The sequence below is a fragment of the Pseudoalteromonas obscura genome (assembly GCF_030135505.1).
Classification (GTDB): Bacteria; Pseudomonadota; Gammaproteobacteria; order Enterobacterales; family Alteromonadaceae; genus Pseudoalteromonas; species Pseudoalteromonas obscura.
This window is the reverse complement of record NZ_JASJUT010000003.1, coordinates 584,613-609,917: the sequence shown is the minus strand read 5'-3', so window position 1 is coordinate 609,917 and position 25,305 is coordinate 584,613. Positions and strand designations below refer to the sequence as shown.

Sequence of the window (25,305 nt, the reverse complement as noted above, 5' to 3'; positions counted from 1 at the left end):
ATTATTTGTCTCCGCGGGCAAGGGCTCTTTCAAGCGCTTGGCCTAAAGCTGCGGGTAATGGTGGAAGCTCGCCACGGCGCTCAGCAAAGCTCTGAGCGACTTCACCCGTAGACAAATGCATTCTGTCCTCGACCGTTTCAAACCACAGGCGGCTGATGGTTGCATGCTGGTCAAATAGGCGCATGATTGGCATAACGTGCTGGTTAAAGTCAGCCAATGCAGCTTCAACATTGTCGGGGTTATCGAAAACGGCTTTAACCAAGATTTGTGCGCCAACCACGGCCATGGTCGTACCGTGACCGATAGAGAAGTGGCCCGACTGCAATGCGTCACCGAGCAGAGCAACGTTACCGTCATATGCTTTCTCATGGCTAAGCGTCATAAAGTTACGCCATTTTAAGCCTTCTTGCGCCATAACCGGATTGCCGTCTAAGTCACTTTCAAAGACAGAAGCGATGAATTTCTCTGCTTCTTGCGGCGACATTTCATCAAGCCCCGATTTTTGATAGGTTTCTTCACTGCACTCGACGACGAATGTGCTCATCGTGCTTGAATATTTATATGAGTGCGCGACAAAAATACCTTTTGAGTGCGACTTAAAGATCAAGTTCATGGCATCAAACGTTTTTGGCGTGCCGTACCACATGTAGCGGTTTTTACCAAATTCCACTTTGGGTTTAAGGGAGTCTCGGTAATAAGTCGTGGTGTGGTTGATGCCGTTTGAAACAACGACTAAATCGTATTCGTTGCACAATAGCTCTGCATCTTCTACGGCAGGCTGTTCATAATCTATGGTGATACCTAAGCTTTGACATAATTGTCTAAGTTCACGAACCATCGACTTTCGCTCGGCACCACATAAGGTAACGCCTGTACTTTTTAACGCACTTTGATTGTGATGCGTTAGTTTAAAGTCTTCTAAATACTGGGCGTCCAATATTTCATGGTTTTCTATATAAGACAGTGGGTTAGCTGGGTGATGCGGCGCTCTCCCTGGCAGAACAACACCCCAACCAACAACGTTTGCGTCAGGATGGTTTTTCTCAATGATGCGAATTTCCCACTCTGGCTTTAACTTTTTGGTTTCACTTGCAAACATCAAACCTGATGGACCGGCACCAACAACTAAAATCTTCATTAATTCATTCTCCCTATTTTGTACCAAACGTTTTGCTTTTCTTGCTTGTCTCTTAATTCACTGTAACGCATTGATGTGAAGTAAAGTTTTTCTGCCATATCTGGCGGGTAATGATCTGGAAATTTCTGATTCATATAGCGAGCAAATCGAGCGCGCATAAAAAAGATAGGGTCTGAGCAACTAAGGACTTCATAGTTGGCACGGGCCATATCTTGCATTGCATCGGCTTCAATTTTACGCTGAGCGGTGAATTCTTCGAGGATCTTTGCAAAGTCATCACCATACTGATCAAATAAGGTATCTAACACATAGGCATCTTCAAGCGCCATATTCATCCCTTGACCTAAAAAAGGTGCTGTCGCATGGGCTGAATCGCCAATTAGTAATGCGGTGTTTTTATAGTGGAAAGTAGATGAACGCACGTTGATTAAGTCATTGCTCGGCTTAATCATGAATTGCTCAAACATATCTTGACGAATATCTTCCGGGACCATTGGGTAGTATTTGTCGAAGAATGCTCGCATCGCTGTGCTGTCGTCGCTGTGCAAGCTCACTTGACCAGTATAAGGAAGGCAAACTGCAAAGCTGATACTACCGTCGGGGATTGTCGCAGCACGCCCTGCAAATTGTCCTGCTGAGTCCATACCAAAGAAATAGAGTAGGTCTTTGCGCAGTCCGACTTTAGATGCATCGGGTACAACCAGTGTTTTATAACCATGTTTGAAAAAAGATTGGTGGAACTCAAAACGTCTACAATGAGACTGCATCGCTTCTCTTACACACGAGCGCGCACCATCTGCACCGATAAGTAAATCACCTTTATGAGTGACAAAAGTGTCATTGCTGTCTTTTGTCATCACTGAGCAGTTATCTAAATTGACTTCGATACAGCGTTGATCATAGTGATAGTTCACACCAGCAAGCTCTGCATATTTGTTTAACAAAACTTGAAAAGCACTGCGACTAAGAGATAGCGGCTTGAGTTTATCAAGCGGTGGTAGTTCACGTGTTTTTGGCTCTCCTTTAACAAAAAATGACATGCCAGATACTTCTACACCGCATGCTTGAAGCTCTTCAAGCGGGATCCCTGCCGCAACCACAGCCTCTATGCCCCGCACCGTCATACTTACACCAATGGCTCGTGAGCTGACTTGATCAATGTAGTCTGCTTGGCTCAATAGAGGGTTTCCACGTTTCTCTATGATGTGTACATCGTATCCACGTCTTGCTAAGTATATGGCTGTCAGGCCACCGGCTAGACCGCCGCCAATGACAATTATTTTCTTCATGATTAAGCTTCCCTTGAAAGTTTGCCAGTTGCGATTTCATGCATCTGATTTTGAAAAAACTCTAATAACTCGATTTGTGTTGTTGGAGGTTTTGCACAGACCATAGCTCTGCCCATAGCTGCAAGCTTTTTACATTGCTCAGATATGGCCATACACCCTTGCTCTAGGTCTGGAAATACGTGTGTGTCAATAGCTTCAGGCACAGGTGGACCCGCATTTCTCCCTGGTACGCCTGAAGGTAATGTCATAAGTAGCACTGAAAGTGGCCTTAAAATCCCCGTCATGAGATCGATAGCACCATTCATTAATCGTGAACGGCGCATACTGCCCAGCGGCCTGATAGCAAAGTGTTGCATCATCAGCTGGAACATTAATTCATGACAACCTTTATAAAACTGCATAAGTTCTACTGCTGCGGGGTCCGTCACGAGGTTACACCCGCTTCGCGCTTCAAATACTGGATTTTTCAGCACTGGATATGCTGGTTCAAATGGGATATCACTGTTAGTTAAGGTTTTCGAGATCGCTCGCAAACGACTAAAGTGACTGACCTCAAATTGGGGGGAGTTTGCGGCAACACCTTCGCCTTGCTCAGTCACGAAGTTAATAGCGAATAAGGCTGTCTCCTTATCATAAACTTCAAACTGATAGCCCGGATATTCTCGATTGATAATTTCATTAAGAAACAAATGGTGCTCACCGCCCAAATTGATCTTTTCTGCACCAAATAAGTCAGGTAATTCATCGATTGCTTTTGTGATATCGGCATAAAAGTCTGCAATAGACTTCCCGACGGTTGGGAAAAATGCTGGCCACTCAAAGCGAACAAACTTAGCAACTATGTGCTCTGAAAATGGTTCGAACGAAAACTCTGTATCGAGACCAAAGGTGTCTTTTGCTTGTTCTCCCAAAACTGGCTTACCCGGATAAAATGGTTCGCCCAATGCCATAAGGAGATTGTTTACCACTAAATAGTGGATCATTTCTTCGTGTGCGATTTCAAGTAATGCACCGCGCCAGCCGCTATTGAGTCGTCTGTCTTCGCCACCGTTTACAAGTTCTAGTTGTTGCTCGTTCCAACGTCCGATCGAGACCAAGTGTTCGCCTATGGCGTAATTGGGCAATGAATAGGCGCTGTATATATATTGCAGCATAATTGAAAGTTCTAGATCCACAGCGTCTTTTAGTGCGCTGATCAGCTGCTTCTTATTTTTGATTTTGCCGCTGATCTTGGCCTCGGATTGCGCTGATGGCAATATATTTGGCATCGCAGATTGCTCTACATTACACAGGTACTTTAAAAATAGCTGTGAGTGAACTTCCGGCATTTCCCGAGTGCTTGGCATGTAATAGCTTTTGTCGCGGTTTTTTGGGTCACACATTTGCCACATTAGTCGGGCATAGGTTTCACATTTACACTTATCCGCCATACTGAATACCGCTTCAGTCATAAATGGATAAAAAAGTTCGTAATAGGCCATTACATGGGTATAGAGAAAGTCATAGTCAACCAGCTCTGTCGGCGTGTCAGCCAATGCCCAATCATCTGCAAGCACACGGATTTGCACTGGACTGTAAAACTCACCTAAAAAGAGTTCTGCACTGCCTGCACTAAGGCTCTCAATGTCGAGTTTTCCTCGTCCATTTTGATCTGTTTCGATAAAAGGAGAGCAAGCCACTTTGTCAGGTGTTAACACGTGAGTGGCCAATTGGCTAACGGACGCAGGTTCACCTCGGTAGTAACTGCGTATATCCAGTGACTGGGTACTTGGCTTATTTAGCTCCGTGTTTGGACTTTCCATAGAGAGGATGTGTTGCTCAGCTTGAATATACCAGTCACTTTCGTACCAAGTGTGGCGCTCTGAGCATAACTTGAGAGATTGCTGATGAAATTGTGCATCGATCTCAGGCAATTGAATATCAATGATACCCGCATTAAGGTGATTGCTTAAATAGTCTTGTGGTTGTATGACGGCTACCACCTGACCACTATTAGATTTTAAGTACAGGTTACCTAAGTCAACCTTGTCACTTAGTGCGGGTGGCATGCCGTTTTGAACGGGAATAGCTTGCTCATAATTTTGATGGGGAAAACTAATCGCACTGTTTAAACTGAGCCAATTATCTTTAACTGATAGCGCTATAGGCGCGTACTGCTCGCTATTATCCGGCCTTAAAATTCGTCCTGTTGGTGAGGTTTTCATATCATCGTCATACCACAAACCAATGGAGCCGTGTAATTCGCAAAAAACGGGTTTGTTAGGTGTCATAGGCGGAGACAGGTTACTTACACAGTACTGTACCACTAAGCCTTTCACCGTTGGGTCTTGTAGCTTATCTTTCAATGCTGATAGAAATTCTGACTCAAGACCTAGTTGATTAAATATAAATTCTTCACTGTCTTTTTTTACCGTGAACTGAAACAGGCGAGCTTCGCTCATTTCTTCATGGAGAAAGTGATTAATCGGCTCTTCAATATAGCCACGGTTAATCCATCGCACGCCATGTGTGCAGTCAATGTCTGCTGACAAAATATGTGCAGTATTGGCAGACGATTTTGGGTCCGTGATAGTTAGTTGACCAGCATAAATGAGTGCCGAATCTCTTCGAGTCGGGTCGTTGTCGACCCAGCGTGCGCGATTAAATGATGTTCTCAAATATTCGTTGTAATGCCCCCATAGCGACAGTTTATTGCCGACTAACTTATCTTCGGTAATGTATTCTCCAGGTTTTAGCTGAACCGATGTAATTAAGGTGTTTTCCCAGCTGAAGTGGTTATTACCACACATGTTGTAACCAGCAGCGAGGTTAAATTCACCTTCATCGTCCAGACGGCCCTGCGCATTAAATTTTGGCCCCAGTGACTTTACGTAGTCATGAAAGGCTTGCGGCGGTTTTGCTACGTCGTAGGGTTTACCATCCTTGATCGCCGTGTTTGTCGATATATCCAAGGTATTGTTGATATTACGGTTACCTGTTGGCACATTGACACGCGCAACCCCTTTAAAATGAACTCGGGGAAAATCGAGAATACTCATTTATTTAAAACTTCCTAGTTACTTTGTTTACAGTATGTCTTTATCAAATGACAGTTAAACGTGTTCAAGCTCACTCTTTGTTACAGCCTTTACTTGAGATTGCTTAATTCGCGCAAGTAAGGTATTTGCAGCACTCGTCCCGGCCATGATGCCGCCTTCCATCCAGCCACAATGAGATGTGTAAGCATCTGATGCTGAGATGATATGAGACTGTTTATGTTCAAGTGTCTCAGGGTGGTTTGGGCAAGATTCTTGAGAGAACTCAACACCATGTACCCAGTGTTTGTATGTGTGATTGTTTGGATCAGGGAGTTGGCTTACATGACACTTTAGCGCCTCTGCCATAAGTTCTTTTACCGTTTGTAAGTAATGTGCTTCACCTTTTAATGTGGCGTCACGCCAAAAGTTGGCATATTCACTGTCGGTATAAAAAAATACATATCTGTTGTCCTTAAAATACAGCTTGCGCATCGGGCTGTTGGCAATGACAACATGATCGGCTAAGTCTAGCTCTTGCCACCAAGGTGTATCATAAAACAAGAACCCTTTGAACAATGGAATTGAACCATAGGTGTAGTTGCTCCAATCTTGTGGGAAACCACAATCTAGCTTTTTCATAGCTGTTGGAGGAAAAGTTAAAATCATTTCACCTTCGTCTATGACTACTGTTTGCTGATTGTCTTTCTTTAATATGAGTGAAGGGGCTGTGGTATCAGCTTCTAGGCTGATCAGCTCATGCCCAAAATGAAACTCAACACCGTGTGCCAGAGCCTGCTCATAAAGCTTCTCGGTCAGTGCCGAAAAGCCTTCCTTTAAGTTAAACCACTCATAGCCGGCATTGTCAGAAAACCCCTGAATTTCGGGGTGTTTTTCAATTATATCGTAAGCGATATGAGGCGTAATATTCGGCAGAGCTAAAGAGTCATAACCTAATGCGTTGATCATCTCTCTTGCTTGGATTCTACCTACGTAAATAGTTAAAAACTCTTCAAATGAATCGTGGGGATGTTCATCACAAAGTGGTTTCAAATTTTTCAGAATGCTCTTTAAACTTTTATGCAATGCTTGCGGTCGTTTTAGTTGTGTAAAAGGGAATTTTTCATACGCCAAATCAAGCAACTTAACTTGCTCTTTGACATTATGATGAAGCCCCGAAGAAAAGCGTCCTGCACCTAAGTCTACATAATGATCATTGACTTTTATTGCATGTGCGCGACCACCTACGCGATCCTTATGTTCATAAACCCGAATGGTTGTATTTTTACACTCTTTTGATTTTGCTAACGTTAGCGCGCAAAAAATACCTGAAATGCCCGCTCCGATGATTGAGATGGTGTTTTCTCTAACCGTCATGTTCCATGTTTCCTTGAGTTTTCCTAAAAACTTGTAGCTCTAAATGAAACTTCATTAATAATTAACATTATTTAAATATTAAAAATCATTGTTAAGCCGGTTTATTCACTGAAACACGAAAGTGTTAAATTCGTATTCCATAAAATCAATAGATTATGATTAATTAAACTCGCTATATCTGTTGTGGAGAATGATACCATTAACGTTTGCAATAATTAACAATGATCACTGAAATGTTATTAAAATAATGATATTTTCGGTCTGTAACAAAACTTAAATTGTTTTATTTATTGCAATTTGTGCATTTACTTTATTGCAAAATCAGCTTTAGTTTGTTTTTTTGGGATAAAGTTGTGTTCAAGTTTCATGATTGGTACATGAATTTTTGTTTTCAATTTGGGGATAAATATGTATGAATTATGGAGAGTTGATTTCAGTGCATTACACGTGGCGCTAAGTTTAGGGACAGGGGATGTAAATAGCCTCATCGGACTATTTCATAATAATAAGATTCTAAAGGGTTTTTTTAGTTAAATTGAAGGTTTTGCTCGCGATTTAATCAAAGTATGCCAGTGCCGGGGAGTGGGTAAGTTTTACAAGTGATTGCTTGAATTTTTTATCTGAATTTGCTTTGCAATTGTACCGATTACCTAAAGTGCTAAAACAATAGGTAAATCGGTATTTGTTTATTTGCAATGTAAAAACTAAGATGAATTTTTTATAACTTGGTGCCGATCTAGTTATTTTTCATTAGCTTTTTAAGGGTGATGAGTGAAAAACTCAGCGCAAATAGACCGCCAACGATGTCTGCAATGGGGAAAGACCACCATAGAGCACTTGGGTTGAACAGTTCAGGTAGCACTGCCATGAGGGGTAAAAGTAGAATATAGGTACGGGCGGCATCTAGCATTGTAGCGGGAATTGCTTTACCCATTCCCTGAAACAGACCGCTAGACATCATGCAAAAGCTTGATAGGGCAAATCCACAAAATGAGATGAGTGCGATTTGAACACCCAGTTCAGTGACTTGCTGATCTTGAGTAAACATGGCAATCAGCCATTGGGCTTTAAAGCACAATATAAAGGTCACGATAAGTCCCCAAGCGAAACTCATCGCACATGCGACTATATATGCTTTATAAACACGCTGGTATTGACCTGCACCATAATTGAAGCCCGCTAAGGTTTGCAGCGCTACCATCATGCCGATAACGGGCAAAAATAAGAACATGTAACTGCGCACTAAAATTCCATGCGCTGTGATAAGCGGCTCAGAATTATCTGCAAATACCGTAGATATTGAGTACACCGTTGCACCAAGGATGACAGAAAATCCGCCATGGGATAACAAAACAGGCAGTCCGAGGCTTAAAATTTTTGTGTGTATTTGTAGCGGGCTAAAAACTTGCTGCTTATGAAACTGGACTTTGCTTTCACCTTTTAGTTGCAACTGTATTGCGATAGCCAGTGCAATACTGATAGCGCAAATCGTTGCCCAAGCCGCACCTGCAACTCCCCACTCAAATACAAAGATAAAGAGGGCATCAAGTACGATGTTTAAGATTGAGGCCGTAGTTAACACTTGCATCATTGCTTTTGGGTTGCCTGAAGCACGAAACCCTTCAGTAATTTGATTACAAATAAAGCCTACCACCCAAAATAGTATGATCGGTGTGATATAGCTGGTGGCCTGCGCTTTTAGTGACTCTGGTACAGCCAGCAAATTAAAAATACTGTCTAGGTTAAGATACGTTAGAACACACAATATAAATGCGGATCCAATAGCAAGTAAAAAAGAAGCTGAAAATACTTGGTTGGCGTCTTGCTGGCGATTTGCTCCCAAATACCGTGAAACCAAAGATGCCATGCCGCTACCTAACATAGTACTAATCGCGATCAACAGCATTTGTATTGGAAATACAGCAGAAACAGCCCCCATAGCGTGTGCGCCAATACCCTGAGATATAAAGAGGGCATCTACAAAGCTGTATAAGCCACTGATTAGCATTCCTAAAATAGTAGGGATTGCTAAAAAACAAAACTGTTTAAAAATGGGGGCGGTTAGCAATGGGGAATCCTGCTGCTGTGCGATTTCAATGTCTGCGGTAGTCGTACTCATAAATGATCCTTGTGAACTGTTAATTTATCTCGCTAGTTTACTGAAAAAACATTAATGGGGTTAATTATTTGTTTTGTTATTTGGGTTTTTATGTTTATTTGCTTTTCGGGTAAGGGTTATCTAAGCGAATAAGTAAAAATCCTTGATGATTTTGGCATGTATTTTTTATGATTTTTTAAAACATCCATAGGTTCTAGGGAGCATGTATTCGTTTTTGATAGTGGATATGGAGCATTCTATTACTGAAATATTATGTTATATTATCTCTTTTTGGTGTGTGGAGAGATTAATGCTTGGCAACTATCAATTAGCAGGTGACAGAGTGTCTATCGGTTTGGCGGTGATGTGTTTGGCGCACTGTTTGGTTTTACCTATTGCAATCACATTGTTGCCCTTTTTAGCTACGAGTTTTTTAAAAGAAGAGGCATTTCATCAAGTATTATTGGTTGGTGTGTTGCTAACCAGTATTTTGGCCCTGTACAGCGGCTGCAAAGCTCATAAGCAATGGCGTATTTTCACGACCGGTATTGTTGGCCTGTTTACGTTAAGCGTAGCTGCGCTTTTTGGTCACGACTTGATTGGTGATTACGGGGAAACTATCTTGACTATGATAGGAAGCCTGATTGTTGCATATTGCCATATCAATAATATTAGAGCATGTCGAAATACGGTTTGCTGTGATTAACTTGCTTCATTTATAGAGTGTAAGGGGAGCAATGACCCCTTACACAGCTCCTTTGGCATCACACTCATTACATCGATACCAAATCTTTTGCGAGTAGGTGATTTAATCACCTTGTACTATGCTCAATGCATTGATGCTATGTTGCAGGAGTATATGTGGTTAGAATTGTCCCTCTTATTCAACACGTTGTGGTTTTTAGCAGGGTTACTTTGCTATCGATTACTTCTGTCTCGCTCCGTCGTCAATTCGTTTCAGTCTGAATTATGCAGCGGCTTAGTAATTTTGCTCGAATTCCTATTGCCCTTAAGATTTTTGTTGTTGTGGTGTTTGGATTACTTGCGCAAGTAGCAACCTTGCACATATTTACACTGAAACAGACGGCCGATAGCCATTTGGAGACAAGGTTAGACGAAGTGAGCAGTCTGTTTGTGCAAGCTAAAACGGCCATTGAATTTATGGTTTCTGAAAACAGAATGGATGTGGTTGAAGAGTATCTGAGTTTAATGAAAACCCATTCAGAAGTTGCTCTAGCTGTGGTGTTCAATACCCAAGGTCACGTTGAAATTAGTACAAATCAAAAGTATCGTGGTGTTACCGCTCAGGCATTGACCACGGCATTTGACATGCCACCTGAGCTAACTCTTGAGGTTCTCAATGCCCTGTCAAACGAGCAAGATTACTCATATTTTGATAAAACAACCAATATGTTAGTGATGGTTGGCGTTATTTCACTTGGGCAAAACGTCGATCAGAATAAACACCTTGTAATTTTGGCTGATTATTCACTTGTGGCAAGGTACATTCAAAATTCAACGATGCACGCATTTACACCATTATTTGTGATTATGTTGGTAACCGCGCTTTTAGTTGCGCTTATATTTCACGTATCGATTCGAAATCGGCTGCAGAAAATTTTTCGTCACTTCGATACTTATAATTCAAATAATAGTACTACTTTAATAGAGATAGGCGGAAAGGATGAGATCAGTGAACTTGCTCGCAGAAGCAATAGGCTATTTCAAGACCTAGCGGCGAGTCACGCGGCAACCCGAGAACAAAAAGATTATTTTCAAGCCTTGTTTGAAGGGATCACCGATGCTGTGGTTATCGTTAACGAGCAGGGCCATATTTTAGATCTTAATCATGTCGCTCAGTCTTACCTTACATCTCAACCGCAATCATTCGCGAAATTCAAGCGATTCTTCAAGCTGTCTCATACATGCGATACTGATCAGTTGTTAAGCTTGTCAATTGAGGCTGAACGAAATAGCGGGAAAAGCGTGAAAAGTTTCTGGCTGTATCGAGAAAAATGGCATTCAATAAACTTGTCCGTCACTAAACTGAATTTAAAAAAACAGGCACAAGGTTTCTACTTGGTAGCATTTGTTGACCAACAAAAAGAATTTGAATTGAATTTACAGCTGCAGCTAAGTGAGCGTAAATTTTATTCCATCATTGAAAACATTCCCGAAAGTGTATTTTTACTACAAGAAAATGCAGAAGTGGCCTATCTAAACAGTCAGCTAAAACAGTTTTTATCTGTCACTACGCCTATTAAAAACGCACAAGAGCTACTGCAAGCTTGTCCAAAAAATATTGCGGACTTTATAGATAACCGCATGAACTCGGTCATGACCGGAGATAGCTATATAAGAGAAGAGGTTCATTATAAGCGGCGTGGCGAGACCTTTTATAGTGCAATCACACTTTTTCCCATCGTTAAAAGAGCAGATCGCAAATACGCGATGGCCGGCGTTATTTCCGATATTACGATTCAAAAGAGAACCGACTATACACTACAGCAAACACAAAAAAGACTAGCTGGATTGGTTCGTCACGCACCGCTTGCAATTATTGAATGGGATAAATCTCTGACCATCGTATTTTGCAATCAGGCAGCCTCAGACCTGTTTGGTGTTAGCCAAACCTCGCTGATTGGTAGCAATTTGACAGAAGTTGTCACCTCAGAATTTAATGTTGAACTTGAGCGTTACCTCTTCAGTACAATGTCAGATGAATATGCAGCCAAGCAGCTAATTGCTATTTCAGATGCAAAAGGTCAGCAAAGAGTGACGGAGTGGCAGAGCTTTACGGTGTTTGATACACAGAGCGAGCCGCCGCGTTATGCATCCTTGATCTCTGACATTACGATGTTGCACGACGTTATTGAATCACTTGAGTTAAAAGAAGCTGAAAAGGATGAAGTTTTGCAATCTATGGTCGACCCAGTTATCACGATAAATGATAGAGGGCAAATACTCACCTTCAATAAGGCCGCAGAAGTGGCTTTTCAATATCAGGCACAAAGCGTTATTGGCAAAAACGTCAAGACGCTCATGCCAGATGAGTTTGCAAAGCATCACGACCAATTCATTTCAAATTATATGACAACTGGACAAAAGCAAGTAATTGGCATTGGTCGTCAAGTCGTGGGAAAGCGAGCAGATAACAGTGTTTTTCCAATGCACTTATCAATCAGTGAATTACCTCTTATGCCCAATGGTGTGCGTCGCTTCATTGGCAACTGTGTTGATTTGACCAATATAAAGGAAAAGGAAGAGCAGTTGAGGCGCTCGATGAAAATGGATGCGTTAGGTAAATTAACCGGGGGGATCGCGCATGATTTCAATAACTTGATTGGTATCATGCTAGGTTATAGCGATATTATCATGATGCAAGAAGGGTTAGATGAGGATTCACGAAGCTACATTCAAGCCATTGTTAAAGCGGGTGAGCGTGCTACAAATTTAACTCAAAAGTTATTAAGTTTTTCGAAAAAAGAAAGTGAATTGAGTGAAATATTTAGCTTAAACAAGGCGCTGCTAGAGAGTCAGCAGCTTTTAGAAAAGTCACTCAAAGCCGATGTTAAATTGATATTCGAGCTAGCGGAAGAGCTACCGAGCGTGAATCTAGATAAACACGATTTCGACGACATGATACTAAACTTAGTGATAAACAGTGTACATGCCATAAACGAAGCCGGTACGGTTATCATTAAAACTTCAACTCAATGGTATCAAAATGATCTTGTCGGCGCTTCGCCAAGTTTACATGTGAGGTGCGAGGTGTCGGACACTGGAACAGGGATCCCAGAGGAGTTCTTAGACAGTATTTTTGACCCTTTCTTTTCAACCAAAGGAGAAAAAGGGACGGGCCTAGGTCTTAGTCAAGTGTATGCATTCATACAGCGAAGCAAGGGGCAAGTAGAAGTTAAAACGAGTGAAAAAGGCACTATGTTTTCAATCTACTTTCCTGCAATTGAGTCGCAAGCTCAGCAAAATTCAGTGGTTGAAATGGTGACTAATCAGCCACATCACGCCTCGCAGAAAATTCTTGTTGTAGACGATGAGTTACCTTTGGCTGACGTCGTGGCGAAATTATTACGTCAAGTTGGCCATCAAGTGGATATCTATGAAAGTGCGTTAGATGCATTGAGTGCACTGCAAAGTACGCAGTACGACTTGGTAATTTCAGATGTCCTAATGCCGGACTTAAATGGCTTTAGTTTGGCCAAAAGGGCGCGTGAAGTGCGGCCTGACATCAAAGTGCAAATGATCAGTGGTTATGTCGACATCGAGAAAGTCACGGATTTTGACCCGCAGTTATATGAGAGCCTGATACGCAAGCCTTTTCGCCCCCAGGAATTACTCAATCGAGTGTCTCAATTATGCCTAAAATAATTCAGGCTTGGTGGTATTTATATCCATATTTGTGTCTGCTTCGGGCACTGACTTTTTCTCCATGGCGAAGTATTTATCTGTTTGCTCAATGATGTCAGTTAAATTCGACTTCAGGAGATCCATTTTTGGCTCAATTGCACTGAGTTTTTTGGCCTCTTTGGCGATTAGGTTGGCAATAAAGAGTTCCTGTTCTTCGGTTAAATCAAGAATATGGAAACTGGAAGAGATTTGCTGATTTAGATCATTGGTCACATCAAGGATCAGGCTTTTATACTCTTCGGAAATTGTATGAAGTTCACTGATCCCGTTGGTAATATCTAATACTATTTTTTCAACTGCGTGCTGTCTACCGAGATCAATTAACTTGGCTTCGACTCCTTCAATAATGGCAACTGAAATATCCTGTATAGCGCCATTTTCCTCTGGTGACTCAGGCATATTTTTTATTAAAAATGAAATGTGCTTTTCGTTGACAATCAGACGCCTACCAAAATTGTGTAAGCGTCCTTTTGTGCATAATAGCTCAAATATATTTTGCTCAATTGGACTTATTTGAGTGCCTCCTGGGCCATAAAAGTGCATTTGCTCCTGCTTGATCATAATACTGGTTAGCATGCCCAATTGTTTCATCGTAGAGAAGAATTGGTTGATAACTTGTTGTTGATCACTACATTGATTTAGAAGTTTAAAAAATTGCATAACCAAGCTGTAGTGTGACGCTTGTTGCATTGAGGAAAGCGCGAGCGTTATAGACTCTTGTTCACTGGCCTTAAGCAGCGTCTGCGAGTTGATAAATTCACAGACTCGTTGCACCTTTGTAACTAGTTCTTTCATTTGAAATGGCTTGGCGATAAAGTCATCGGCTCCTACATCAAAAGCACGTAACCGCATATCGAGGTTGTTATAACCAGACACAAGAAATACAGCGCAATTTGCAGGTGCAATCTCAGTTTTTATTTTTTCACATGCAGCTAAGCCATCAATACCTGGCATACTAATATCCATTAGGACGACTTGAGGATCAAAGTGCTCTAAAATTGCGAAGGCATCGCTTGCTGATTCAGCCTGCTCACAAACAAAAAAAGGCTTTAGTGCTGCGGTGATCATATCCCTTACTGCTTCTTCATCATCAACAATAAGAACCTTGGCAATGTCTGTCATAGCACACATACTCCTGCACAGAACTATAAAATATTCATAATCTTTTGACTCTCATCAGCATAGTGTACAACTGTGACATATGCTAAGTATTTAGTATGGAGTATAGAGTAAATTATTTAAACTAATTCAAAATTCTGGATGCATGTTCTAATGTGGATACTAGGATGATGTGTGCGTGGCTTTAAAATCTAAATAAGGTGACGTGAATTAAGTGAAGAATGTGCGAGAGGTATTGCACTCTCGCTGATATTTTTTGGTTAGTACGGTAATTGACCGCCATTATTTATGAAGGTGACATACTCTTGCCATAGCTCATCTACACCACGACCTAGTACATGCTGAAAGGCTGCTTCAAATGACCAAGTATAATTGCCTAGATCCTTCGCCGCCTTGTTAAACTTGTAAAGAAAGTCTGGGTCGTGGGTTACTCGAACATAGTGTAAGAAAAACCCTGTTGTGGTGTAGCCACCGAGCCATTTTTTCGGATCATTCACATTAGGCGTGCGGGTTTTGTGTAAGCCTTCACCAATTCTTACGGCGTCAGCGAGTCCTTCTGTGTATGCCCAATAGGCTTTACCGTCCCCGTAGTTGTCGTGTGTAAGTGGAGAGTTATTGTAACCATGGGTAACTTCATGAGATAAAATGCCGTCTATTTCATCGCGGATCGCTGAATCTGAATTACCATTGTCGCGGTAAATTTTTTCTAAGTGGCTGGTACTGACAACAATGGTCATTTCACCAGAACCGTCTTCTCCCATTTTGTAGGCAACAAACTCATTGCCCCAATGATCTTTGGCTCTCAGTTCAAATTGTAGGTTCCGGAATCTGTTGGATTCAACTGCATCACGATAGAGTATTTTTGCGACGTCGACACAGCGGTTAGCCATATGCCCCGCTGGATCTGAGATAATGCGTTTGAATAATATTGAACCTTGTGTATGCGGATCCACATCGACAAAGTTCACTTGTGGCTTTTTCCATTCGCCGTTTGGTGGAGTCGTCACTTCTTCTTTTATATTAATGGTATAGCTTGTGTTTGAATACCCATACACTGAGACATACACATCATTACCTTGTAGTGAACAAGACTCATCTGCATTGGGGCTCGTGCTAGAGCAATCGAAAGTTTGAGTTGTTGGTTGAGCTGCTCGTCGCATGTATAGGTCAGCATCGCCCGTACCCGAAGTAGTTGCAACAATCTTGTTCGCTATATTAAATGGCCCAAAGTGCTGCCACTGTCCGGCATTCAATGTGTTGCTTTGTGAAATAGGTAAACTATCGGGTGGTGTCACAACATCTGAGCCGAACATTTCGATTTCTGCAATTTGTAGAATATTGGCACCATTTGTTGAGAATACATTGAGTCTTACAAATGAGTATGTTTGCGGGTTTGCCACCGTAAATTGTTTAGTTTGATGTCGGGTACTGAATGATTGGTTGTTTCTGGTATCAAGGGTAAACCAATTGACCCCATCATTGGAGCCTTGTAGCTGCCAATCTTGAGGGTCTCGGCTAGGTACGTCATTTGCTGAGGTAAGTGTATAGGAAGTCACTCTTTGTGGTTGAGAAAACTGGTAACTTATCCAACCTGATGACGAGAAAGTCAGCCATTTACTGTATTGATTATTATCAAACGCTTTTGTTCTGCCCTCAAAGTTACCATTTTCTCCCGATGCGGTGATCGCATTTGGATTATCAGATGTAAGGTCTGTTTGTGCGATGACAGACGCAGAAAAAAGAGCGCTGAGTAGACAGGCTAAGCTGGTTTTCTTCAGTGACACGTGTGTAATTTGAGTTTTCATATATTCAACCTTGTATCGTTCCAAAAAATGATTGTGATTTGTTCCACTGTATTTATTGGCTTCTTGATTGTTGTTATTTTTTCACAGGCATTATTGTTGCCAATTGAGTTGGAACGTTTTAAATAATTGGTTGTATTTTGAACTTTGTCAAAGGTTTTTTTACAGTTTTGTAACTAGTTAGGTGTTTTAATATGCGATTTGCATTGGTTCTAAGAATATTTATATGGCTTTCTTAAAAGGTGTGGTGGTTAAATATTCCCAACTTTCCACCGTTAAAAAATCGATTTTTCAATAATTTAATTTGAGAAATGTTGAAAGCTCAGTCGATAAGTAAGAAAATTGACCAAATAAATAACGCATAGCTAGTATGGCATGTCAAAAAATGTAAAAAGGCGATGTTGGAGTGATAAATGAAGTGGCATATTGAACAGGGCTGTGTGGAAGATCTCATAGACATAGAAAATCAAATCCCTGAATTCGCAACACCAAAAACGAGAGAAATTTTAGACGCTCGATTGCAAGGGAAAAAAGTGTTGTTGTTGATAGCGAAAGTAGATGGCTTGCCTGTAGCGTACAAGTTGGGGTATGCGGTCGATGCGCGACGTTTTTATAGTTGGTTAGGTGCAGTGATACCCCAATACCGTGGTGCCGGCATTGCACAAGCTTTATTAACCGAACAGGAGCGCTGGTGTAAAGCACATGGGTTTCATAGTATTGCAGTTAAGTCTATGAACCGTTTTAGGTCTATGTTGATGATGCTATTAAAAAATAACTATCACATTGTCGACTGCCACCCTCTAGAAGATGGCACAGACAGTAAAATTCATTTTCTAAAAACGCTATAGGTTGAGCGCGGCTTTGCTAGTGCGAAGCCGTTTCTTTGTTGGCAGCATTTTTTTCAAAAATAAAGTTTAAGATCAACGCTACACAAATGATGCCACTGCCAATTAACAGAGAGGTTAATTCGGCATCTTTATTCCATATAACAATGTTGACTAGTACACCAGCTGGGATCAGTACATTGTTCATAATTGCCAATGTGCCGACGGAGACGAGGGTCGCGCCTTTATTCCATAAAAAATAACCAAGGCCCGAGGCGACTAGTCCCAAGTATATGAGTACCCCCCATTGCAGTTGAGTCGTAGGAAGTTTATTTTCATTGCCTAAAATGGCGTAGCTGAGTCCTGTGATAATGAGAGCGCCAAAAAAGAAAAAACCAAAGCAGGTATGTTGTGCTGGTAGCTGCTCTGTGGCAAGCAAACGTTTGTACAATACTTGACCTAAGGCAAAGCAGATATTGGCACCTTGCACTAGCATCAAACCAAACCAAAAGTCATCATTGAGCTGGGCATAACGAATGGTGATTGCTCCACATGTAGCAATTAGCGCTACAAACAGGTGATGAAGCTGTATTTTCCTCTCTAGTAAATCACTAATTACGGTGATATATACAGGCGTCATTACAGTAAAAAGCAGTACTTCCGGTACACTGAGATATAGGAAAGAATGGTAATAAAATCCATACATTAGACCAATTTGGATTGCGCCAATCACCATTAATCTGACTGCAACATGAGGCTTTACATTGGTAATTTTGGTAAAAGGCAAAAAAACCAATAATGCGATGACGACACGGCTAAACGCCGCAAACCAAGAGTCTACTTGTCCGGCCAAATACACTCCAATTAAACTGAATGAAAATGCCCAGAGCACGGTTACAAATGAAAGATAATGCATAGTGTCGATATAAAGTTTTTGTGTATGGTAAAAGTTCGCACTCAATAAATCGAGTAAATGGCCATGAAAGAACAAAATAACCCTAAACGATCACGAAGCGGGGGGACTGGGTGGAAACTGTTCGGAAAATTCGAACTAATTGCCCATTATAATATGATTTTAATTTACTACCTAGTCGCTACAATGAAGTTGTTTTCACATTTATCCCTTTCATGATTACCCATGATGTGTTAAAGGCCACCATTTTATGGTGGCCTTTTTATTTTGAGTCCCTCATTGGTTGCTTTTTCTAAGCTCACTCTACACTTTTATACAATTGCGCATTGCGCTGTTCATCTTAGGCTAAACTTGATGCTTGCATCTTATGCTACTGGTGCGCTACGGCATAAGGCTTAGGCAAATTTGGTAGTAATTGAGGAGTAAGAAATGACATATTTTTTTAAAGCCAGTGTTTTACTGATGATGTTAGCAATCAGTGGTTGTGCATCGATGGGGCCGGGGGACAATGTGCAAAAACGTGCACAAATAATAGAAATGAAAAACGAAACTTTGGCGCAATTGTATCAAGAAAAACCGGATACACGAGCGCAGCTGCGATCAGCGGTTGGTTACGCAGTGTTTTCAAATGCAAACATTAACTTACTGTTGGTTTCAGCGGGCACAGGCTATGGGGTGGTGCAAAACAATCAAACGGGTCAATTTACTTATATGAATATGGCTGAAGGTGGAGTTGGTTTGGGCCTAGGTGTCAAAGATTATAGACTGATCGTCGTTTTTCATACTGCGGCAGCACTCGATACATTTGTGAATAACGGTTGGACCTTTGGCGGCAATGCCGATGCCGCAGCGAAAGCATCTGAAAAGGGCGCTGCAATTCAAGGCGAAGTATATTACGGAGATCTGTCTGTTTACACTTTAACGCAAAGTGGTTTGGCGCTGCAGGCTACTGTGAAGGGAACCAAATTTTGGCCTGATAAATCTTTGAATTAGTTTTTCATCTTAATGAGCTGAAGAGGTTTTATGCAGCGTTGGGACGCGTCTACAAACGCATTTTTTATATGAATTTACTTTTTGATCTTGTGAGGGACAAAAGTATTCGCTATAAACAACATAGGCATGTTTAATTATTGTAGAGGGTAGCGTGTTTAAGGAAATTGACGACCTCAGTGATAGCTTAGTTTTGATTGTAGAAGACTCTGCGCTGACGCAAAAAGTACTGAGTGCTTGTTTAGAGGGGCTGTGTAAAGTTGATGCAGTCGACTGTGCTGAAGATGCAATCGATTACTGCCTAAAGTCTGCACCTGATTTGATTTTGATGGACTGGATTTTAGGTGGTATGACTGGCTTGGAGGCGTGTAAAAAAATTCAAGCTATGGATGAGCTTAACGAAATCCCGATCATTTTTGTGACATCAAACACCAACGAAAACCAGCAAGAACTGTGTTGGGACGCCGGGGCTGTTGATTTTTTAGGAAAGCCTATTGTTGCCAGGACACTAGTAAACAGAGTTCGGACTCACTTAAAGTACAAGCGTCAAACAGACATATTAAAGCAATACTCGTTTTTTGATGGATTAACAGAAGTATTTAATCGCCGATACTTTGATATGGAATGCAAGCGTTTGTTTAGGCAAAACTTACGGCAACAGCAATGTTTATCAGTCATCATGCTTGATATCGACTATTTTAAGTTGTTTAACGATAAATATGGGCATTTACAAGGAGATGATGCGCTTAAGGACGTGGCAAAAATAGCAATGAAAATGGTTAACCGGCCGCTTGATAGTGTGTTTCGCTATGGGGGAGAAGAATTTGCGGTGTTACTTCCTAATACCAGTGAAGAAGGCGCGCTTAAGATTGCTCAGTCTATAGTGAATGCGGTAAAGGGCTTAGAGATCCCACACTGCAAATCTCAATTTGATGTAGTGACGGTGAGTGCTGGTGTCGCTGTGGGCCACTATGGAGCTTATGATAATATTGAAGATTTAATCCAAAAAGCAGATGAGGGTCTGTATTTGGCGAAGACTAACGGTCGGGATCAGGCTTATTTGATTGCCAAAGAACCTAAGTAGAAAGGTGCAATTATAACGATTGCACCTTTTGCAAAGAATTACATATTAAACAGCAATGCAGATACCGCAAGTAAGCCAACGATCAGTACGAAGTAAGTACTTAAGTTACCTTTATATTTTTGTAGCGCTGGCACTTTATAAATGGCGATTGTTGGCATTACAAATAAGATCAATGCGATAATTGGACCGGATATCGCGCCCATCATATCTAATATGCTTGGGTTAATTACAGCACAAATCCAAATAGAGATGAACATCAGAACCACGCCAATTTTGTCTGCTGCTTTATAGCCAATAGAAGTTTGTTTGGTCAGCAGACCGTTAAAACTTTCTCTTGCCCCTAAAAAGTGACCTAAAAATGACGATGTGATCGCAATGAATGCCACAAGTGGGCCTAATGTCGCGATAAATGGGTTGTTATACACGTTTGCTAAGTAGGATAGAACCGATACATTGGCTTCTTTAGCTTCGGCCATTTGTTCAGGTGTGAGTGAAAATATACAAGAGAAGACGAATAATAAAACAAATGCAATGAGCATGAGTGCGGTATTTCGTAAAATTCCTTCGGCTTTGACTGTCGCTTCAGATTTGTAGTGCTTACGCTGTGTATTTGCGAAGCTTGAAATAGCCGCTGCGTGGCTAAATGAAAAGACCACGATGGGCACAGAGAGCCACAGAGTTTCTGTCAAAGAGCCCAAATCTGGAGATGAAATCGCGGGCAGTTGCCAGTTGGGGATCAAGTATAGTGATAAGAACAGCAAAACCCCCACAAGAGGGTAAACTAAAATGGCAAATGCACGTAGCAGGAGTTTTTCACCGCCAAGCATGATGGCTATCATACCAGCAACGAGCACACCTGAAAGCAAAACGCGTGGTAGAGATTCCATACCCAGCTGATTGACCATAAAGCTGTCGACTGTATTGGTTAACCCTACGCCATAGATAAGTAAGATAGGGAAAATTGAAAAGAAATACAGTAAGGAAATAAGGCGACCACTGGTTGCCCCAAAGTGCTCTTCAACCACGTCTGTAAAATCAGAGTCATTGTTTTTTGATGAAAGCACAAATCTGGCTAACCCTCGATGGGCCAAATAGGTCATTGGGAAAGCAAGTAAAGCCATGATTAATAGTGGCCAGAATCCACCGATGCCAATGTTGATTGGTAAAAATAAGATCCCCGCGCCTACAGCCGTACCAAATAGGCTCAATACCCAATTCGTGTCATGTTGGGTCCAGCGGCTATGGCTCATATCTGCCATAGCGCGAGAATCTCCCGCCTGTGAATTACTCATACTTGTTGTCCTAAGTTTTAATTTTAATCGCGCGGATGATATAGAAATTCAATGGCTGATGCATGTTTATTCGGTTCGTTTGCGTGTTTTATAGACAGGGAAGGGCTTTTGCGGTTAATAACCATTCATATTTTAGCGTTCTTGATGCGCAACTGTTAGGCATATCGAAAGCATGTTCTTTGACTATATCTGCGTTTCTTAGCTGTCGATTGGCAAGTGGCTGCGGCCAATGTCGTCTAGGGTTGGTGAGGTTTTGATAGCACAACCCGTATCTAAGAATGCTGGTTAAACTGCTGAGTCCAATAAGTACGGACCCTTATGAAAAGGTCAATAAATTAAGCAAATGAGTTGCCACTATTACTTTTGATATCTTGCACGCTACTTTCCAATTGTCTAGGTTTTGAATGAGTAGAAAAAGCACTAAGTCAATTTGCTATAATTTTTTCTGGTTTATATTTTATGTATGTTTATTAATTAGATATGTTTTTTATGTGGGTATTTATTAAAGATGATTTTCTTCATATTATTTTCAATTTATACAAGCTCGCTCTTAATAGTTATTTAATCGGGTGGTATAATTATGGTGTTGTTTTAAGATTAATTTATGCACATTTAAGTGCTAGAACTTTGTTGAGAACGGTAGTTTCGAATGCTTTATTATTTGTTTGTTCTTTCCCTTGTATGGTTTTGTCTCCTTCTTTTTAAGAAAACGTCATCTTTCTTAGATTGATATAATGATGAGATTGACAGGCTAACTTTAGTGCATGCTCAAGCTGGCTATGCACTGGTAATGACCTGAATAATGTAACTGTGAGTTTGGTAACATTTTTTCGTGTTAAATTTTTCTCCGAAGCCCTCCTTCCCTGAAAAAGCGCAACTTTTGCTTGTAAAAGGTTGACCTAAAACTTTACGAAATGGGTGAATTGTCAAAGTGTTTGTTGCAGGAGTTACATTTTTAAACACTCCCTGACTGATTCACACAGCGGCTTGTCCTATGCTTTGTTCATCAAACATGATTGGGGAAAACAATGAAACAACTTTTGACAGTATCTATGATCGCCGTTTTGGCAAGTGGATGTGCACATCACAACAATGTAAGGCCTGCGGAAGATGGCAAACACTACGCTAATTTAACTGCGGAAACTAGAGAAAAAGCGGGTAAAGAGGCGCTTGATCAAGCAAACCACTATTGCACTGAAAATGGTGCGTCACAAGCCTATGTTATCAATGAAACGATCACATACATGGGGTCAATGCCTGAGCAAGAGTATTTGAAAAATCGCAACCTTGCTGAAGCTGTTGAAGTTGCTGGTGCTGGCATGTCTATTTTTGGTGGGGGTCATGTCGATGATGTTGGTACGGCAATGTGGATTGGTGGCGGCATTGCTGAAGATTCAATGGGTGAACCATACCAGATAAACCTTTCCTTTAGCTGTAAGTAAATTAATTCTCTTTGCTGGTAAGTGATAATTAATAAGTTGGCAAGAATTGCTATTGTAAATTAAATAATTCTTGCCAGCTAAATTTATATAAAATGATTTAATTTATATTTTGATTTTTATTTCGTCATGGTGTGGGTTTATTAAACGAATGTGTTGTTATTTTACTCTGTTTTTAAATCTTAATTTAAATTGGCGGGTGATATAAATATTCTGCTTTTTTCGAGTAAGCTCAATACATTGAATGAATCTGTGGAAAAATGTGCTCTATCTAGCAGTTGGCTTTCAAAGGCAGCTATAGTATCAAATAGGTGAATGAGTATAATCGAGCGATATCACAAATCCACCTCTGTGAATTCATAAGTCGAGCTTGCAATTTGAGCTGGAAGCATTGACAGTAAATTTTTTCCAAAAAAATTCACCGTGTTTAAACCTTTTTTTCGTTCACTGCGTCTTACTTTAAAAATATCACACAACAAGGACCATAGGATGAAAGCATTCATGATGGCCGCACTAGCGGCTTGTTCACTTAACGCGTCGGCTCACCAGTTTTACTCGTCTGACTTTGAGTTTGTAAAAAGCACGTCATTGTCTTTGCCAGTCGCAGATATTAACCAGTTTAAAATAGAAGCTGGGGCAGGAGAGCTGCGTGTAGTTGGTGCAGACACGGATAAAATAAGCGTAACAGCCGAAATCTATCAATCTCAAGAAAGTGATGACTATTGTTTGGATCTTACGCAGTCAAACGGTAAAGCGCTACTCAAGTCCAATGTCTGTCATCACGAAACTAATTACACTTTGATTCACTTATCGATAACAGCGCCTAAGTCACTTGTGACTCGGATCAAAGACGGTTCGGGTTCACTCGATGTGTCAGGTGTGAGTATTCAACATATCGATGATAACTCCGGCTCTATTCAGGTTAATGACAACTTGATCGCACTTGAAATTGAAGATGGGTCTGGCAGCATTGAAGTTTCGGGTGTGCAGGGTGAGCTTATTATTGATGATGGCTCGGGTAAGCTTTCTGTGGAGGATGTCAAAGGCGATGTTTCTATCGAGGATGGTTCTGGGAAAATAGTCGTTGAAAATGTGTCGGGCAAAGTGTCTGTCGATGATGGTTCAGGCAGTATTTCAGTAAAAAATGCACAGTCATTTGAACTGATCGATGATGGCTCGGGTAAAGTTAATTTACAGGGGATCCGAGAGCAGCAAAACTAATTTTCATATTCAAAAAGCTGCGAGTCATTACTCGCAGCGTTTGGCTTATTTTTCTAGCCCAAACGGGTCGTCTATACTATAGCTTGGCTCCGTAAACCATTTAGCTCCAGCCTCAGTCATATAAAAGTGATCTTCCAAACGAATACCGAATTCATCAGGGACCACCAACATGGGTTCGTTTGAAAAACACATGCCCGGTGCCAAAGCCTGTGGATTATCTTTGACTAGGTATGGAAGTTCATGAATATCTAACCCGATCCCATGGCCAGTTCGATGTGGACAACCTGGAAGCTGATAGTCAGGTCCTAAGCTTTGGGCCGCGAGATAGCTTCTTGCAGCGTGATCTACATCACCGCATGTTGCACCAATTTGCGCTGCATTAAATGCTTGCAATTGTGCTTGCTTTTCATGCTGCCACATTTCACGTTGGAACTCAGAAGCTTCTCCGTACACATAAGTACGTGTGATATCGCTGAGGTATCCATGTAACTTACATCCAGTATCGATAAGAACAACATCACCTCTTTTAAGAGTTTGCGGTTCTTTGACGCCATGTGGGAATGAAGACGCCTTACCAAATAATACAATACAAAAATAGTTACCCGGTGCACCGACTTTTTTATGTGCTTGTTCAATAAACGCCTCCACCTCAGTGGTGGTAATGCCTTCATGGAGCATTGAAGCGGCAGCTTGGTGCACAGCTAAGGTCATGTCCATTGCTCGCTGGATCAAGGCAAGTTCATTGTCTGATTTATGCATACGACAATGACTAGTAACTTTATGAGCATTGATCACATTCAATTGCGAGTTTGCGTTTACTATCCCGTCGACAGTGAAAAAAGCAGTGCTTTCGTCTACTGCTAAGGTTGCGGTTTGCCCAATCCCAAACTCTGATAAAGCCTGACCAAGTAGTTGATATGGACACTCTTCTTCTTGCCAGGCATAAATTTTACCTTGTACAACTTGATAGTCGCTGATAGTACCTAGTTCAAAATAGGGAGCGATAAAACAAACATCACCGTTTGCAGGTAATAAAGCGCCAACCAACCTTTCACTGGCTGACCAGCTTAAACCGGTGAAGTACTTTAAATTTGTACCTGCATTGAGATATAAAGCATCAATGTTGTGTTCACGCATGTAAGTTTGAGCTTTGTGCATGCGTGCGCGATATTCGGCTTCGGTAATGGGAGTCGCCCCAGCGGTCATATCGTTGAGGTTATCTAAGGCTGCCTGCTTAGTTTGAAAACCTATACCTATCATAAATATATCCTAGTTAGTTA

17 protein-coding genes are annotated in these 25,305 nt (G+C 41.2%); 7 read left to right on the top strand and 10 right to left on the bottom strand.

All coding sequences use genetic code 11. The features are described 5' to 3' along the window. Window position 1 precedes the first annotated feature (1 nt). The 5 genes from vioD to QNM18_RS10710 all read right to left on the bottom strand — a co-directional run bounded on the left by vioD (window position 2) and on the right by QNM18_RS10710 (window position 8,937). On the bottom strand, window positions 2–1,138 hold the full coding sequence (gene vioD, locus QNM18_RS10730; RefSeq protein WP_284137182.1) for a flavin-dependent violacein biosynthesis monooxygenase VioD: 1,137 nt from the start codon (window positions 1,136–1,138) through the stop codon (window positions 2–4). Then, window positions 1,138–2,427, bottom strand: coding sequence for an NADP-dependent violacein biosynthesis oxygenase VioC (gene vioC, locus QNM18_RS10725; RefSeq protein WP_211010731.1), 1,290 nt, complete (start codon window positions 2,425–2,427; stop codon window positions 1,138–1,140). Before vioC ends, vioD begins: the two co-directional genes overlap by 1 nt. Before the next feature lie 2 nt (window positions 2,428–2,429). Continuing rightward, complete coding sequence (gene vioB, locus QNM18_RS10720; protein ID WP_284137181.1) at window positions 2,430–5,465, bottom strand: iminophenyl-pyruvate dimer synthase VioB; 3,036 nt, start codon at window positions 5,463–5,465, stop codon at window positions 2,430–2,432. A gap of 54 nt (window positions 5,466–5,519) precedes the next feature. Beyond that, window positions 5,520–6,818 (bottom strand): flavin-dependent violacein biosynthesis tryptophan-2 monooxygenase VioA, encoded by a 1,299-nt coding sequence (gene vioA / locus QNM18_RS10715; protein ID WP_211010735.1) that lies wholly within the window; start codon window positions 6,816–6,818, stop codon window positions 5,520–5,522. A 736-nt stretch (window positions 6,819–7,554) separates the two neighbouring features. After that, window positions 7,555–8,937: an MATE family efflux transporter gene (locus QNM18_RS10710; RefSeq protein WP_284137180.1), complete on the bottom strand. Its 1,383-nt coding sequence runs from the start codon at window positions 8,935–8,937 to the stop codon at window positions 7,555–7,557. 289 nt (window positions 8,938–9,226) lie between these two features. Here QNM18_RS10710 and QNM18_RS10705 point away from each other — a divergent pair, with 289 nt between their 5' ends. Both QNM18_RS10705 and QNM18_RS10700 read left to right on the top strand, forming a co-directional pair. Further along, entirely contained in the window at window positions 9,227–9,622 is a 396-nt protein-coding gene (locus QNM18_RS10705) for a MerC domain-containing protein (RefSeq protein WP_211010739.1), read from the top strand. A 263-nt stretch (window positions 9,623–9,885) separates the two neighbouring features. Next, window positions 9,886–13,302 (top strand): hybrid sensor histidine kinase/response regulator, encoded by a 3,417-nt coding sequence (locus tag QNM18_RS10700; protein WP_284137179.1) that lies wholly within the window; start codon window positions 9,886–9,888, stop codon window positions 13,300–13,302. Here the strand turns inward: QNM18_RS10700 and QNM18_RS10695 are convergent. Together QNM18_RS10695 and QNM18_RS10690 are read right to left on the bottom strand one after the other, a co-directional pair. Then, window positions 13,294–14,463, bottom strand: coding sequence for a response regulator (locus QNM18_RS10695; protein WP_211010743.1), 1,170 nt, complete (start codon window positions 14,461–14,463; stop codon window positions 13,294–13,296). The genes QNM18_RS10700 and QNM18_RS10695 overlap by 9 nt on opposite strands. 257 nt (window positions 14,464–14,720) lie before the next feature. Then, complete coding sequence (locus tag QNM18_RS10690; protein WP_284137178.1) at window positions 14,721–16,265, bottom strand: basic secretory protein-like protein; 1,545 nt, start codon at window positions 16,263–16,265, stop codon at window positions 14,721–14,723. Between the two features lie 410 nt (window positions 16,266–16,675). On the opposite strand from QNM18_RS10690, the gene QNM18_RS10685 reads away from it, so the two are divergent. After that, complete coding sequence (locus QNM18_RS10685; RefSeq protein ID WP_211010747.1) at window positions 16,676–17,110, top strand: GNAT family N-acetyltransferase; 435 nt, start codon at window positions 16,676–16,678, stop codon at window positions 17,108–17,110. 16 nt (window positions 17,111–17,126) lie between these two features. Here QNM18_RS10685 and QNM18_RS10680 read toward each other — a convergent pair whose 3' ends face one another. After that, window positions 17,127–18,002, bottom strand: a complete 876-nt coding sequence (locus QNM18_RS10680) for a carboxylate/amino acid/amine transporter (protein WP_211010748.1) — start codon at window positions 18,000–18,002, stop codon at window positions 17,127–17,129. A gap of 426 nt (window positions 18,003–18,428) precedes the next feature. Here QNM18_RS10680 and QNM18_RS10675 point away from each other — a divergent pair, with 426 nt between their 5' ends. Further along, window positions 18,429–18,992, top strand: coding sequence for a lipid-binding SYLF domain-containing protein (locus tag QNM18_RS10675; RefSeq protein ID WP_211010750.1), 564 nt, complete (start codon window positions 18,429–18,431; stop codon window positions 18,990–18,992). A 151-nt stretch (window positions 18,993–19,143) separates the two neighbouring features. Then, on the top strand, window positions 19,144–20,073 hold the full coding sequence (locus QNM18_RS10670) for a GGDEF domain-containing response regulator (RefSeq protein WP_211010752.1): 930 nt from the start codon (window positions 19,144–19,146) through the stop codon (window positions 20,071–20,073). A 38-nt stretch (window positions 20,074–20,111) separates the two neighbouring features. Here QNM18_RS10670 and QNM18_RS10665 read toward each other — a convergent pair whose 3' ends face one another. Then, entirely contained in the window at window positions 20,112–21,365 is a 1,254-nt protein-coding gene (locus QNM18_RS10665) for an aromatic amino acid transport family protein (protein ID WP_284137177.1), read from the bottom strand. Window positions 21,366–22,393: 1,028 nt separating this feature from the next. Between QNM18_RS10665 and QNM18_RS10660 the strand changes: the two genes are divergently transcribed. Then, entirely contained in the window at window positions 22,394–22,807 is a 414-nt protein-coding gene (locus QNM18_RS10660) for a hypothetical protein (protein WP_211010754.1), read from the top strand. 486 nt (window positions 22,808–23,293) lie between these two features. Next, window positions 23,294–24,025 carry a DUF4097 family beta strand repeat-containing protein gene (locus QNM18_RS10655; protein ID WP_211010756.1) on the top strand — a complete coding sequence of 244 codons (732 nt, stop codon included), beginning with the start codon at window positions 23,294–23,296 and terminating at the stop codon, window positions 24,023–24,025. 45 nt (window positions 24,026–24,070) lie between these two features. Here QNM18_RS10655 and QNM18_RS10650 read toward each other — a convergent pair whose 3' ends face one another. After that, window positions 24,071–25,285: a M24 family metallopeptidase gene (locus tag QNM18_RS10650; RefSeq protein ID WP_284137176.1), complete on the bottom strand. Its 1,215-nt coding sequence runs from the start codon at window positions 25,283–25,285 to the stop codon at window positions 24,071–24,073. Window positions 25,286–25,305 lie beyond the last annotated feature (20 nt).